The sequence below is a fragment of the Streptomyces lydicus genome (genome assembly GCF_000717345.1).
Taxonomy (GTDB): Bacteria; Actinomycetota; Actinomycetes; order Streptomycetales; family Streptomycetaceae; genus Streptomyces; species Streptomyces lydicus.
This window is the reverse complement of the sequence record NZ_JNZA01000004.1, coordinates 177,834-191,691: the sequence shown is the minus strand read 5'-3', so window position 1 is coordinate 191,691 and position 13,858 is coordinate 177,834. Positions and strand designations below refer to the sequence as shown.

Here is a 13,858-nt window from a genome sequence, read left to right as displayed (position 1 = left end):
TCAGAAACAGTGTTGTGTGACATATTACTGAGGTGCCCACGAGAAACGGACACCACCTGGACACCTCCGATGTCGTCATCGTCGGGGCCGGTGCGGTCGGCGCCGCGTGCGCCTACTACGCCGCCCGGTCCGGCCTCTCCGTCACCGTCGTCGACCGCGGCGCGGTCGCGGGCGGCACCACCGGCGCCGGCGAGGGGAACCTGCTCGTCTCCGACAAGGAGCCGGGCCCGGAACTCGACCTCGCACTGCTCTCCGCCCGGCTGTGGCGCGAACTCGCCGCCGCACTCCCGCCGGAGATCGAGTACGAGACCAAGGGCGGACTGGTCGTCGCCGGCGACGAACCGGGCCTGGCCGCCCTGCGCACGCTCAGCGAGGCGCAGACCGCGGCGGGCGTGGCGAGCACCTGCCTCCCCGCCGACCGGCTGCGCGACGCGGAGCCACACCTCGCGCCCGGGCTCGCCGGCGGCGTCCTCTACCCGCAGGACGCGCAGGTGCAGCCCGCCCTGGCCGCCGCGTACCTGCTGCGCGCCTCGGGCGCCCGGCTTCACCTGGGCGCCGAGGTCACCGCCGTCCTCCGGGGCCCCGGCGGAGCGGTCCGCGGCGTCCGCACCCCGCGGGGCGACCTCCTCGCCCCCGCCGTCGTCAACGCCACCGGCACCTGGGCCGGCGAGCTCGCCGCGCTCGCCGGGGTGACCGTCCCGGTACTGCCGCGCCGCGGATTCGTCCTGGTCACCGAACCGTTGCCGCGCGTCGTCCGGCGCAAGGTGTACGCCGCCGACTACGTCGCCGACGTGGCCAGCGACTCGGCGGCACTGCAGACCTCCGCGGTGGTCGAGGGCACCCCGGCCGGCCCGGTGCTCATCGGCGCCAGCCGCGAACGCGTCGGCTTCGACCGCACGCTCTCGGTCGAGGTGATCCGCCGGCTCGCCGCCCGGGCCGCGGCCCTCTTCCCCGTGCTGGCCGGCGTCCGGGTGATGCGTGCCTACCAGGGCTTCCGCCCCTACCTCCCGGACCACCTCCCGGCCATCGGCCCCGACCCGCGCGCCCCCGGCCTGCTGCACGCCTGCGGCCACGAGGGCGCGGGCATCGGCCTCGCCCCGGCGACCGGCCAACTGATCGCCGCCGCGCTGACCGCGACCCCCGCACCCCTGGACGCCGCGCCCTTCCGGCCGGACCGCTTCGTGGAGAGGAGCCCGGCATGAGCCGCCGCCGTCGCCGTACCCCCGCCGCCCTCGTACGCGCCCGGCCGGAACCGGCGTTCGAGATCAGCCTGGACGGCAGACCGCTGCCCGCACTGCCCGGCCAGAGCCTCGCCGCCGCGCTCTGGGCGGCGGGCGTGCTCTCCTGGCGGCGCACCCGCGGCAGCGGGCGGCCGCGCGGCGCCTTCTGCGGCATCGGCTCCTGCTACGACTGCCTCGCCACCGTCAACGGCACCCCCAACCAACGGGCCTGCCTGATCCCGGCCCGGCCGGGGGACGCCGTCACCACCCAGGAGGGACACGGGCATGCCGGTCTCGCCGTCTGACACCCGGGGAACCGTCCACGACCTCGCCGTCATCGGGGCGGGGCCGGCCGGGCTCGCCGCCGCCGTCACCGCGGCCGAACTCGGACTGACCGTGGCCCTCCTCGACGCCGCGCCCCGCCCCGGCGGCCAGTTCTACCGGCAGCCGGCCCCCGGCCTCGGCGCCGCCCGCCCCCGGGCCCTGCACCACTCCTGGGGCGCCTTCACCCGCCGCGCGGCCCGTCTGGCGGCACAGCGCGCCGCCGGCCGGGTCCACCACCTCGCCGAGCATCACGTCTGGGCCGTCACCCGGGCCACCGCCGACCCGGAACACTGGACCGTCCACGCGGTGACCGGACCCGACGGGGCGCACGGCCCCGCACCAGAACTGACCGCACGTCATGTGCTGCTCGCCACCGGGGCGTACGAGCGCCAGCTCCCCTTTCCCGGCTGGACCCTGCCCGGAGTCGTCGGCGCGGCCGGCGCGCAGGCGATGCTCAAGGCCGGCCTGGTACTGCCGGGACGGCGGATCGTGGTCGCCGGCAGCGGGCCGCTGCTGCTCGCCGTCGCCGGGTCGCTGGCCGCCGCCGGAGCGCGGGTCCCGGTCGTCGCCGAGGCGGGCGACTACGGGGCGTACGCCCGCAGCCCCCGCGCCCTGGCCGCCCAGCCCCGCAAGCTCGTCGAGGCGGCGGGCCACGCCGCCACCCTGGCCCGGCACGGCGTACGCCTCCGGAGCCGGAGCGCGGTCACCGCCGTGCACGGCACCGACCGGGTCGAGGCCGTCACCCTGACCCGGCTCGACCACGACTGGCGGCCGCTGCCCGGCACCGGCGTACGCATCCCCTGCGACGCCCTCGCGGTCGGCCACGGCCTGGTCCCGCAACTGGAGCCGGCCACCGGGCTCGGTTGCGCCACCCGCCGCACGCCCGACGGCGGCCACGCCCTGGTCGTCGACGGCCGGCAGCGGACCACGGTCGGCGGGATCTGGGCGGCGGGGGAGACCTGCGGCGTCGCCGGTGCCGAACTCGCCTTCATCGAAGGCGAGTTGGCGGCCAGGTCGATCGCCGGCCGGGGCCCGGTCGGCGCACTGCGGCGGCGCCGGGACCGGCTGCGCCGGTTCGCGCTGGCCATGGCGGCCGTCCACGCGCCGCGCCCCGGCTGGTCCGACTGGCTGCGCACCGACACCGAGGTGTGCCGCTGCGAGGAGGTCACCGCAGGCCGGATCCAGGACGCCGTGACCGGCCTCGGCGCCCGCGACGGCCGCACCGTCAAACTCCTCACCCGCGCCGGCATGGGCTGGTGCCAGGGCCGGATGTGCGGCACCGCCGTGACACACCTCGCGGGGGACCCGGCCCCCGCGCCCACGCGCCGGCCGCTGGCCTGCCCGATCGTGCTCGACCACCTCGCCGACGGCTGAGGCACCTTCTTCCGCACCCCAAGGAGACACCGCATGACCACCCGCACCCGCCCCTGGCACGGCATCATGGTCGCCACCACCCTGCCCCTGCGCGACGACCTCTCCGTCGACCACGACGCCTACGCGGCCCAGGTCGCCCGGCTGCTCGCGGCCGGCTGCGACGGCGTGGTGCCCAACGGGTCGCTCGGCGAGTACCAGACCCTCACCGAGGACGAACGCATCCGGATCGTGCAGACGGCCGTGGAGGCCGCGGGCGGCGACGGGGACCGGGTGATGCCGGGCGTCTCCGCCTACGGCAGCGCGGAGTCGCGCCGCTGGGCCGAGCGGGCCGCCGAGGCCGGCGCCGGTTCCGTCCTGCTGCTGCCGCCCAACGGCTACCGCGCCGGCCCGGCCGCGGTCCGCGCCCACTTCGCCGAGGTCGCCGCGGCCGGCGTCCCGGTCGTCGCCTACAACAACCCCTTCGACACCAAGGTCGACCTCACCCCACAACTGCTCGGCGCGCTGCACGCCGACGGCAGCATCGTGGCCGTCAAGGAGTTCAGCGGCGACGTCCGCAGGGCGTACGAGATCGCCGAGGTCGCCCCGGACCTGGACCTGCTGATCGGGGCGGACGACGTGCTGCTGGAACTCGCCCTCGCCGGGGCGGTCGGCTGGATCGCCGGCTACCCCAACGCGCTGCCCGCCTCCTGCGCAGCCCTCTACCGCGCCGCGGCCGCACACGACCTCGACACCGCACTGCCCCTCTACCGCGCCCTGCACCCGCTGCTGCGCTGGGACTCCAAGCCCGGCTTCGTCCAGGCGATCAAGTTCTCCATGGACCTCGCCGGACACCACGGCGGCCCCACCCGGCCGCCCCGTCTCCCGCTCGCGGACGAGGAGTTGAGCGTGCTCCGCGCCGCCACCGAGAAGCTGCTCGCCGACGGCCACCACTGAGAGGGGCACCCCCGTGCGCACCCGCCACGTCTTCCACGCTGTCGACTCCCACACCGAGGGCATGCCCACCCGGGTCATCACCGGCGGCGTCGGCACCATCCCCGGCGCCACCATGGCCGACCGCCGGCGCCACTTCGCCGAGCACCGCGACGACCTCCGCACCCTGCTGATGTACGAGCCGCGCGGCCATGCCGCCATGAGCGGCGCCATCCTCCAGCCGCCCACCCGGCCCGACGCCGACTACGGTGTGCTCTTCATCGAGGTCTCGGGGTTCCTGCCGATGTGCGGGCACGGGACGATCGGGGTGGCCACCGTCCTGGTCGAGACCGGCATGGTGGAGGTGCGCGAACCGGTGACGACCGTGCGGCTGGACACCCCCGCCGGACTGGTCACCGCCGAGGTGCGGGTGCGGGACGGCGCGGCCACCGCCGTCACCCTCACCAACGTCCCCGCGTTCTGCGCCGCACTGGACCGCAAGATCACCGTCCCCGGCTACGGCAGCATCGGCTACGACCTCGCCTACGGCGGCAACTTCTACGCCGTCGTCCCGCTCGACAGCGTCGGGCTGCCCTTCGACCGGGCCCGCAAGGACGACATCCTCGCCGCCGGCCTGGCGCTGATGGACGCGGTCAACGCCACCGACCGGCCGGTGCACCCCGAGGACGACCGGATCGGCGGGCTCAAGCACGTCTACTTCGCCGCGCCCGGGTCCGACGCCACCCGCTCCCGGCACGCCATGGCCATCCACCCCGGCTGGTTCGACCGCTCGCCGTGCGGCACCGGCACCTCGGCCCGGATGGCGCAGCTGCACGCCCGCGGCGAACTGCCCCTGCACCAGGACTTCGTCAACGAGTCGTTCATCGGGACCGAGTTCACCGGCCGGCTCGTGGGGGAGACGACCGTCGGTGGACTGCCGGCCGTCGTCCCCACCGTCACCGGCCGCGCCTGGCTGACCGGCACCGCCCAGTACTTCCTCGACCCGGCCGACCCCTTCCCGGCGGGCTTCCAGCTCTGACCGGGCGGCTCCGGCACCGGGCCCTGCCAGGCGGTTTGCGTAACGTGACATTGTACGCTGGCACTCCGCGCCGACTTGCCGGGCCATTCGGAGGGCCACCATGGGTGAACTCAAGCACCGCAGCCTGATCACCGCTCAGGAGCGGCTGCGCGACCAGGTCGCCCATCAGCTGCGCGCCGCCCTGATCGCGGGCGAACTCCGGCCGGGGGCCGTCTACTCGGCGCCCGGCCTCGCCGCGGACTTCGGCGTCTCCGCCACCCCGGTGCGCGAGGCGATGCTCGACCTGGCCCGCGAGGGGCTGGTCGAGCCGGTGCGCAACAAGGGTTTCCGGATCACCGAGGTGAGTGAGCGCGACCTCGACCAGTACACCGAGATCCGTGCGCTGATCGAGGTCCCGGTCATCGGCCGGATCACCCGCACCGCCACCCGCGAACAGCTCGAGGCGCTCCGGCCGGTCGCGCTGGAGATCGTCACCGCCGCCCGCGCGCACGACCTCATCGGGTACCTGGAGGCCGACCGCCGCTTCCACCTCGAACTGCTGGGCCTGAGCGGCAACGACCGCCTCGTGGAGACGGTGGGCGACCTGCGCAAGCGCTCCCGCCTCTACGGCCTGACCCGCCTCGACGAGCACGACCAGTTGCTGCCGTCCGCCGAGGAGCACGTGGAGCTGCTCGACGTGATGCTGACCGGGGACGCCGCGGCGGCCGAGGCGTGCATGGCCCGCCACCTGGGCCACGTCCGCTCCCTGTGGGCGCAGGGCCGCGAGGAGACGCCCGCCCCGCCCGCGCAGCGCCGGCCGGCGGCCCGTCAGCGCTGACCGGTGACGTTCGGGAGTTGATGGGTGGTCAGGCAGGCCCGGTCGCTCCCGGGCGGCCGGGACCCGGGCCGGCCCCAAGCCTGACTCCCGGGGAAAGCTTTACCCAGGGCCGGTTCCTGAAGCCTTGTCAGTGCAATTTCACATTACTATGTTACGGGTCACACCTCGTGGAGTGACGGCGCCCCTCGCCCCTCACTTCACCCAACCCCCCACCCCCTCCCGGAGGTTCAGGTGTCCCCTTCGCGTACCCGGCGCAGACTCCTGCTGACCGCGACCCTCGTCGTCACCCTCGCGATGCCATTCGTCCAGGCCGCCGGCGCCGCACCCCGCGGACCGGCGCCGGCCGCCCCCGCCCGGCAGCCGCACACCGCACCCCGGACCGCCGACCGGACCGCCGGCGATCCGCACGACCGGGCCCAACGCCTCATCCGTAAGCCCCGGTTCAGCGCCGATCCCGCCCCCGCGCCCCGCGCCCGCACCGCCCACGGCCGCATACCGGGGCCGCAGACCGGCCCCGCCACCACCCGCCGCCGCGCCACCCCCGCCGTCGCCCCCTGCACCCTCGACGGGGTCACCGGCCTGAGCCCCGAGCAGTTCGCCGACTTCCTCGCCGACCCGGCCGTCACCGCCGACGGCTGCCTGCGCGACCTCATATGGACCTGGGACCCCCGGCTGATCCCCGTCATGTCCGACGCCCATGTGCAGGCCGTGGCCCGGCGCATCGCCTCCCTCGCCGCCTCCCACGACGGCACCGACGCCGGCCACCTGTACGAGATGTTCACGTACCTGCACGCGGTGGCCTACCAGGACTTCTCGCACGACGAGATCGACACCACCGACACCCCGACCGTCACCGCGGTCCGCCGCGCGGTCGACGCCTTCGGGGCCGCCGCCCACACCTTCGACGCGACCCGCGCCAACGCCGACACCCTGCGCGAGGCCCTGTACGCCATCAGCGGCCCGGGCGGTCGCCAGTACCAACTCGGCCTGATCCAGCGGGTCCTGGCCACCCTCGACGCCGCCCACCCCGCCACTGCCAAGGACCCGGCCTGGGGAAACACCGCCCTCGCCGCCCTCTCGGTGAACTACCTGGGCGTCTACCCCGGCAACAACGACACCGCCTTCCGGGCCGCGGTCGTCGCCGACCCCGCCTACCGCGCCGCCTTCAAAGCCTTCGCCGGACACACCCACCTCAAGGGCACCGCCAACGCCTGGGCGGTCCGCGACGCGCTCGGTGAATACGGCCGCTTCGGCCAGATCGACACCCTCAAGCCGGCCATCGTCACCGACCTCGGGGCCCTCCTGGCCACGACCGTGCGGAACTTCGGTGAGGGCAGCGAACCCTGGGCCAAGGTCGTCGGCTGGCTGGGCACCTTCGACGCCTGTAAGCCCTACGGCGTCTGCAAGACCGACATCGAAAAGCGGATCTTCCCGTACACGTACTCCTACGACAACGGCGCCATCAAGGTCCGCACCGCCCTCGACCGCGCCACCGTCGACCAGCTCTACTACGCGTCCAAGCAGGTCAAGGCCCAGTTCCACCGGGTGCTCGGGACCACCGAACCGCTGGCCGGCGACCCCAACACCACCCTCACCATCGTCCTGTACGCCTCACGCGCCGACTACGAGGTCTACCACCCGCTGCTCACCGGCATGGGCACCAACAACGGCGGCGTCTACATCGAGCAGGGCGCCACCTTCTACACCTACCAGCGCCGCGTCCCCCAGGACTCCAGCCTCACCCTCGAAGAGCTCTTCCGGCACGAGTACGTCCACTACCTCAACGGCCGCTTCGCGGTGCCCGGTTCCTTCGGCGAAGGCCCCTGGTACGAGGGCGACCGCACCACCGCCATGGACGAGGGCAGCGCCGAATTCTTCGACGGCTCGACCCGCGACGACGGCATCGCCGTACGGCGGTCACTCGTCCGCGACATCATCGCGGACACCGCGGGCGGCGCGCCCCGCATGAGCATCAACGCCTTCCTGCACGCGACCTACGACCACGACGGCTTCCGCTTCTACTCCTACGCCGGGACGTTCTTCGAGTTCCTGTGGCGCGAACACCCGGCCAGGCTCCAGGAGATGTACCGGTACCTGCGCGCCGACGACCCGGCGGGCTTCGACGCCTGGCGCACCCGGCAGAGCACCGACGCCGCGCTCCAGCAGCAGTACGACGCCTTCCTCGACACCCAGATCGCCCACGTCGACGACCTCTTCGTGCCGCGCACCGTCTTCACCCCCAACGGCAGCCTGACGTACGCCGACACCGCCGGGGTGCGCGCCGCCTTCGCCTCGGCCACTGCCGCCACCCCCGCCTGCCGGGACAACGGCGACCCGGCCCACGGACGGTTCCTGTGCACCGGCCGGATCACCGCCAACCTCAGCGACTCGCGCAGCCCCGACCAGATCTTCAAGGACATGTCGGAGACCGTCGACTACTTCCTGCTCGACCGCTCCCGGCCCGCGGCGAACAACCTCGCCGACATGAACTGCACCTTCGGCCCCACCACCGTCTGGTCCACGGGCCGCGCCGGCACCGCGGACTACAGCTGTGAGGGACCGCTGCGGCGCTGACGCGGTGCGGCCGGCGCCGTTCAGGCGTCCGGCAGATCGAGCCGCCGGGTCGTGCCCGGTGCGATGCCGAACGACCGCTCCCGCAGCCGCACCCGCACCGCCTCGTTCTCCGACTCCGGCACCGCGATCCGCACCTGCTCGGCGTGGATGCGCAGGTCGATGTCCCAGTGCTGGCGGAAGCGGATGCGCACGGCGAACTTCGACAGCTGGGGGAGCGGTGCCGGGTCCAGCCACAGGGTCCGGTCGCGGGTCTCCAGACCGGTCAGCCCCCGCTGGACCAGGTCCAGGGTGCCGGCCATCGCGCCGAGGTGGATGCCCTCCGCGGTGGTGCCGCCCTGGACGTCCGCGACATCACCGGTCAGCGCCTCCTCGCAGTACGTCCAGGCGTCGGGGCGGTGGACGCGGGCCAGGACCCAGGCGTGCACCAGGGCGCTGAGCGTGGAGCCGTGGCTGGTGCGGCGCAGGTAGTAGTCGACGGTGGAGTGCCAGATGTCGTCGTCGAGCGGGCAGCCCAGCCGGCGGAAGACCGAGGCGAGTTCCGCCGGCGAGAAGAGGTAACCGAGCATCAGCACGTCGGCCTGTTTGGATGCCTGGTAGTGATTGACGGTGTCGCCCTCGGCCTCCAGGATCCGGTCCAGCCGCCGGATGTCGCCGTAGCGCTGCCGGTAGCCGTCCCAGTCGAGTTCGGCCAGGTCCCGGTAGCCCGCGAACTGGCTGATCACGCCCTGGTGGTAGGGCACGTGCAGCAGCCGTGAGATGTCCTCCCAGCGCTCCGGCTCGTCGGGGGTCAGCTCGATCCGCTCGTAGAGCTGCCGCCGATGGGCCTCGGGCAGGGTGCGGCACAGCTCCAGTGCGCGCACCAGCACCCAGGCCGCCGTGACGTTGGTGTACGCGTTGTCGTCCACGCCCGGTTCCGCCGCCCCCGGGTAGCCGTCGTGGTACTCGTCGGGGCCGACCACGCCGCGGATCCGGTACCGGCCGAGGACGGGGTCCCAGAGCGCGGCCGACGCCCAGAACCGCGCGATCTGCAGCAGCATCTCGGCGCCCCTGGTGTGCAGGAACTCCGTGTCGCCGCTGGCCTGTCCGTACTGCCAGACGTTGTAGGCGATCGCCGAGCCCACATGGTGCTGGAGCCGCGAGAAATCGGGCAGCCAGCGGCCGGAACGGGGGTTGAGATGGAGTTCCTGGGTCTCCTCACGGCCGTCGCCGGCGCTCTGCCACGGGTACATCGCGCCCGCCCGGCCCGCCTGTTCCGCCGCGTGACAGGCGGCCGGCAGCCGCCGGTAGCGGTAGGTGAGCAGCGCCCGCGACACCTGCGGCAGGTGCAGGTTCAGGAACGGCAGCACGAACAGCTCGTCCCAGAACACGTGCCCGCGGTACGCCTCCCCGTGCAGGCCCCGCGCCGGCACCCCGACGTCCAGTTCCGCGGTGTGCGGCGAGAGCGTCTGGAGCACGTGGAAGAGGTGCAGCCGCAGGATCCGGCCGGCGTCCCCGGGCACCTCCAGCTTCGCCTGCCGCCACAGGTTCTCCCAGGCCCGCCGGTGCGAGGCCAGCAGCTGACGGAAGTGCGCGGCCTGCACCACGCAGTCCACCGCCGCGTGCCGGGGGCTCTCGATCGCCGGGTCACGGGAGGTGTACAGGGCCACTGTCTTGTCGACCACCGCCGTCGCCCCCGGCGCGAGCGGCAGGGTCAGCGCGTGCGCGGCCCGGAGCACGGTCAGCCGGGGCCGGGGCGTCACCCCCCGGCCGGGGGTGGCCCGGATCCGCTCGGCCAGCGCGATCCGGATGTCCGAGTCGACGGTCCGGCAGCTCAGCCACACCGTGTCGGCCCCCTCCGTGCCGGTTTCCCACCCCCGCAGATGCTGGTCGGCCAGCCCCCGGTACCGCGCGACACCGGTGTTGCGGACCGCGCCGTCGAGGCACGACTCGACCTCCACCTCACCCACCCACCCCTCGGCCGTGAACGACGTGCGCTGCAACGCCAGATGGGGCTCGCCCATGTGCACCAGCCGGCGCTGCTCCACGGTCAGGCGCCGCCCGGCCTCGTCCTCGTAGACCGACAACCGGCTCAGGGTGCCGTGCCGCAGGTCCAGGGTCTGCCGGTGCGCCGTCATGTGGGCGTGCCCGGGGTGCAGCCAGGGCCCCGGCTCCGCGTCGCTGGGCAGGATCCGGTAGCGCAGCGGCAGCCAGTTGGGCAGGTTGACCATGTCCTCGTTCTCGACGAGGCGGCCCGCCACCGTGGAGGTGAGCCGGTTGTAGCAGCCCGCCGCGTACGTGCCCGGGTAGTGCGCCGGCCCGGAGAGCACCTCGCACGCCGCGCCACGGGTGACGAAGTAGCCGTTGCCCAGGGCGCAGAGCGTCTCGCGCAGCCGTTCCGCGTCCGCGTCGTACCCCTCGTACGTCCAGGTCCAGGCGCGGGTGCCGGCGGTCGGCATCAGTCCTCCCCGGCCGTCAGCAGCTCGCCCGGGTCGGCCACCACCAGGTCGGCGCCACGGCGGCGCAGCGCGGCGGCCGCGGCCCGTCCCGCCGTCCGGTCCACGCCGACCACCAGGCCGAATCCGCCGCGCCGGCCCGCCTCGACACCGGCCAGCGCGTCCTCCACGACAGCGGTGTCCCGGGGAGGGACCCCGAGCCGGCGGGCCGCCTCCTCGAAGAGCGCCGGGTCCGGCTTGCCGGGCAGCCGCAGCCGGCGCGCCTCGTTGCCGTCCACCACCGCGTCCAGCAGCGGCAGCACCCCGGCCGCGTCCAGCAGCGCGGTGGCGTGCCGGGACGCCGACACGGCGGCGCGCGGCACCCGCTCCCGCCGCAGCACCCGCAGCAGTCGGACGGTGCCGGGCCAGACCGCGATGCCGCCGGCCGCCACACGCGCGGTGAACAGCTCGTCCTTCCGGGCCGCGACGGCGTGCACGGTGTCCGTGCCCGGCGCGTCACCTTCCTCGCCCGGCGGCAGGTCCAGGCCCCGGGACGCCAGGAACGCCGCCGCGCCGTCCAGCCGTGCACGGCCGTCGACATGCCGCAGGTAGTCCTGCACGGGATCGAACGGGCGCTGCCCGCCCGCGGCCGCCAGCGCGGGGTCGAAGGCGTCCTTCCAGGCCGCGGCATGGACGCGGGCGGAGTCGGTGATCACTCCGTCCGTGTCGAAAACCACGGCCCCGATCGAGTGCAGGCACCCGGCCAGGGACGGCACACCGGTCATGGCGACGTTCCGTTTCGTCGGTGTCCTTCCATGTCACCACGGCTCGCCGCCCGGGGCGCGCCCCGGGCCGCCGGCCGTCCCTGGCGGGCCCGTCGGGGCGGGGTGACGATGGAGGGGCCACCAGGAACCCGGCGACCGAGGGAAGGCGGTGCGGCCATGGAACGGCCCCTGGTCGTGGGCGTCGACGGCTCCGACTCCGCCCTCCGCGCGCTCGACTGGGCGGTGGACGAGGCGGCGCTGCACGGGCTCGGGCTGCGGGTGGTGCACGCCAGCACCTGGGAGCGGTACGAGGGCCCGGCACCCGCGCGGGACCAGGAGGACCCCGGGGAACGGGGGCTCGCGGAGGGCATCGTCGGCGCCGCCGTCGAACGGGCCCGGTGCCGCAACCCGGCCCTCCGGGTCGAGGCCGAGGTCCTGGCGGACGAGGCGGTCAGCGCCCTGCTGAGGGAGGGCAGCCTCGCCTCCCTGCTGGTCCTGGGCTCGCACGGGCACCGCGAACTCACCGGCCTGCTGCTGGGCTCGGTCGGCCCGGCGGTGGCGGCCCGGGCCCGGTGCCCCGTCGTCGTGGTGCGGGGCGACGCGGCCGGCCTCGCGGGGGCGCACCGCTGCGTGCTGCTCGCGGTGGGCGATCCCGGGAAGAGCACGGAGGCGGTGCGCTTCGCCTTCCGGGAAGCGGCCGCCCGGGGGTGTCTGCTGAAGGCGGTACGCGCCTGGCGCGGCCCCGCCCACGAGCGGACCGGCCCGTCCGCCGGGGTGGCCGACAGCTACCACGAGCGGCGGGCGACCGAGCTGATCGACCGGGCGCTGGGCGAGGCGGCCGCGGCGCATCCGGCGGTGCGGATCCGCCGCACCGCCGTGGAGGGGCCGACGCACAAGGTGCTGGTGCACCGCGCCGCCGCCGCGGACCTGCTGGTCATCGGCGGGGGCGGGCACCACGGCTATTTCGGGCTGCCGCTCGGCCGGGTGGCGCACACCGCCCTGTGCCACGCCGCCTGCCCGGTGGCGGTCGTCCCGCAGCGCGACCAGGGCGCGCCCGCCGCGTAGCGGGTCCGCCGGGGCGCCGCGTCAGGCGTACGGGGCCAGCACCTCGCGCTCGGTCCGCCGCCGTACCCGGTCCGTCAGCACGGACAGCCGGTGTGACACCCGCGCCCGTACCGGCTGCGGCGACCGGATGCGCCGGGCCGCCGCGGGCAGCTCCGCCAGCTCCGCCGCCAGCCGGCGCCGGGCGTCCTCCAGCCGGGGCCGCGGCGCGCGGCGCTCGCCCGCGCGCATCATCGGCTCCAGCAGCGGGGTGCTGTTCTCCGGCGGCGGCTCGTCGGCCAGGCCGATCACATCGAGGAAGCCCGGCCGGCGGAAGACCTGCTTGGGGCCCGGCGCGGTCGTCTTCGCCGCCGACAGCTTCATCACCGGCCGGCCGTCGTACGCCACCAGCTTGTACGCCGAGTCCAGCGCCGGGGCGTCGGCGCTCACCCCGACCCGGGTGCCCACCGCGTAGATGTCGATCGGCGTGCCCGAGGCCACCAGGTCGTGCACGGCGTACTCGTCCAGCCCGCCGCTGGCGACGATGCGCACCTGCGGCAGGCCCGCGTTGTCGAGCATCGCCCGTGCGTGGCGGGCCAGCCGGCCCAGGTCACCGCTGTCCAGGCGGATCGCGGAGCCGTCCCCGCGGCCCAGCGCGGTCAGCACCCGGGCCGCCGCGGCGACCCCGGACGGGGTGTCGTAGGTGTCCACCAGGAAGGTCACCGGCCCGGGGTGGCAGCGTGCGAACGCGGTGAACGCGGCCTCCTCGTCCCCGAACGCCTCGATGTACGAGTGCGCCATCGTGCCGATCGCCGGCAGGTCCTCCGCGTACGCCGCGGCGACGTTGCTGGTGCCGGCGAAACCGGCCATCGCGCCCAGCCGGGCCACTTGGTGGGCGGCCGCCGTGCCGTGGGTGCGCCGCAGCGAGAAGTCCACCACCGGGTGCCCGCGCGCGGCGAGCACGCAGCGGGCGCACTTGGAGGCGATCGCGGTCTGGTGGCTCAGCTGGTTGAGCACGAACGTCTCGACGAGCTGCGCCTGCGGCAGCGGGGCGGTGACCTCCACCAGCGGCTCGTGGGCCAGCACCACCCGGCCCTCCGGCACCGCCCGTACCTCACCGGTGAAGCGCAGGTCCAGCAGCGGCGCCAGGTCCCGCACCGGCCGCCGCAGCACCTCGGCGAACACCTCGATGTCCTCGTGCCCGACGTGGAAGCCGGCGAGGTGGTCGAGGACCGCCTCGGTGCCGGCGGCCACCAGGAACCCCCGCTGCGGCGGCAGTTCCCGTACGAAGCAGCTGAAGGTCGCCGGCCGCTCCATGCCCTCGCGGAGGTACGACAGGGCCATGGTCACTTCGTACAGGTCGGTGAGCGTGGCATCCGACATGG

The 13,858-nt window shown here is 74.8% G+C and carries 11 protein-coding genes; 8 read left to right on the top strand and 3 right to left on the bottom strand.

Annotated elements, in window-relative coordinates:
• The first annotated feature begins 32 nt into the window (after positions 1-32).
• The 7 genes from OO62_RS05025 (at position 33) to OO62_RS04995 (ending at position 8,257) form a co-directional block, all read left to right on the top strand.
• Positions 33-1,202, top strand: a complete 1,170-nt coding sequence (locus OO62_RS05025) for an NAD(P)/FAD-dependent oxidoreductase (protein ID WP_033265939.1) — start codon at positions 33-35, stop codon at positions 1,200-1,202.
• The gene (locus OO62_RS05020; RefSeq protein ID WP_033265938.1) at positions 1,199-1,525 is read left to right on the top strand and encodes a (2Fe-2S)-binding protein; all 327 of its coding nucleotides are present in this window, start codon (positions 1,199-1,201) and stop codon (positions 1,523-1,525) included. Before OO62_RS05025 ends, OO62_RS05020 begins: the two co-directional genes overlap by 4 nt.
• Positions 1,506-2,918, top strand: coding sequence for an FAD/NAD(P)-dependent oxidoreductase (locus OO62_RS05015; protein WP_033265937.1), 1,413 nt, complete (start codon positions 1,506-1,508; stop codon positions 2,916-2,918). Before OO62_RS05020 ends, OO62_RS05015 begins: the two co-directional genes overlap by 20 nt.
• A 33-nt stretch (positions 2,919-2,951) precedes the next feature.
• The gene (locus OO62_RS05010; protein WP_033265936.1) at positions 2,952-3,851 is read left to right on the top strand and encodes a dihydrodipicolinate synthase family protein; all 900 of its coding nucleotides are present in this window, start codon (positions 2,952-2,954) and stop codon (positions 3,849-3,851) included.
• A 13-nt stretch (positions 3,852-3,864) separates the two neighbouring features.
• Positions 3,865-4,866 (top strand): proline racemase family protein, encoded by a 1,002-nt coding sequence (locus OO62_RS05005; protein WP_033265935.1) that lies wholly within the window; start codon positions 3,865-3,867, stop codon positions 4,864-4,866.
• A 100-nt stretch (positions 4,867-4,966) separates the two neighbouring features.
• On the top strand, positions 4,967-5,683 hold the full coding sequence (locus tag OO62_RS05000; RefSeq protein ID WP_033265934.1) for a GntR family transcriptional regulator: 717 nt from the start codon (positions 4,967-4,969) through the stop codon (positions 5,681-5,683).
• A gap of 231 nt (positions 5,684-5,914) precedes the next feature.
• A complete protein-coding gene (locus tag OO62_RS04995; RefSeq protein ID WP_033265933.1) occupies positions 5,915-8,257 on the top strand; it encodes a collagenase in 2,343 nt (780 codons plus the stop codon).
• Positions 8,258-8,277: 20 nt separating this feature from the next.
• Here the strand turns inward: OO62_RS04995 and OO62_RS04990 are convergent, their stop codons facing one another.
• Together OO62_RS04990 and OO62_RS04985 are read right to left on the bottom strand one after the other, a co-directional pair.
• Positions 8,278-10,692 (bottom strand): glycoside hydrolase family 65 protein, encoded by a 2,415-nt coding sequence (locus OO62_RS04990; RefSeq protein ID WP_033265932.1) that lies wholly within the window; start codon positions 10,690-10,692, stop codon positions 8,278-8,280.
• The gene (locus OO62_RS04985; RefSeq protein WP_033265931.1) at positions 10,692-11,453 is read right to left on the bottom strand and encodes an HAD family hydrolase; all 762 of its coding nucleotides are present in this window, start codon (positions 11,451-11,453) and stop codon (positions 10,692-10,694) included. Before OO62_RS04985 ends, OO62_RS04990 begins: the two co-directional genes overlap by 1 nt.
• A 156-nt stretch (positions 11,454-11,609) precedes the next feature.
• On the opposite strand from OO62_RS04985, the gene OO62_RS04980 reads away from it, so the two are divergent.
• Positions 11,610-12,497, top strand: a complete 888-nt coding sequence (locus OO62_RS04980; protein ID WP_033265930.1) for a universal stress protein — start codon at positions 11,610-11,612, stop codon at positions 12,495-12,497.
• A gap of 21 nt (positions 12,498-12,518) precedes the next feature.
• Here the strand turns inward: OO62_RS04980 and OO62_RS04975 are convergent, their stop codons facing one another.
• Positions 12,519-13,856 carry a nicotinate phosphoribosyltransferase gene (locus tag OO62_RS04975; protein WP_033265929.1) on the bottom strand — a complete coding sequence of 446 codons (1,338 nt, stop codon included), beginning with the start codon at positions 13,854-13,856 and terminating at the stop codon, positions 12,519-12,521.
• Positions 13,857-13,858: the final 2 nt, after the last annotated feature.

Coding starts and splice junctions, on each gene's coding strand:
- OO62_RS05020 (WP_033265938.1), top strand. CDS start 1,199: ATGAGCCGCCGCCGTCGCCGTACCCCCGCCGCCCTCGTACGCGCCCGG.
- OO62_RS05015 (WP_033265937.1), top strand. CDS start 1,506: ATGCCGGTCTCGCCGTCTGACACCCGGGGAACCGTCCACGACCTCGCC.
- OO62_RS05010 (WP_033265936.1), top strand. CDS start 2,952: ATGACCACCCGCACCCGCCCCTGGCACGGCATCATGGTCGCCACCACC.
- OO62_RS05000 (WP_033265934.1), top strand. CDS start 4,967: ATGGGTGAACTCAAGCACCGCAGCCTGATCACCGCTCAGGAGCGGCTG.
- OO62_RS04990 (WP_033265932.1), bottom strand. CDS start 10,692: ATGCCGACCGCCGGCACCCGCGCCTGGACCTGGACGTACGAGGGGTAC.
- OO62_RS04985 (WP_033265931.1), bottom strand. CDS start 11,453: ATGACCGGTGTGCCGTCCCTGGCCGGGTGCCTGCACTCGATCGGGGCC.
- OO62_RS04980 (WP_033265930.1), top strand. CDS start 11,610: ATGGAACGGCCCCTGGTCGTGGGCGTCGACGGCTCCGACTCCGCCCTC.
- OO62_RS04975 (WP_033265929.1), bottom strand. CDS start 13,856: ATGTCGGATGCCACGCTCACCGACCTGTACGAAGTGACCATGGCCCTG.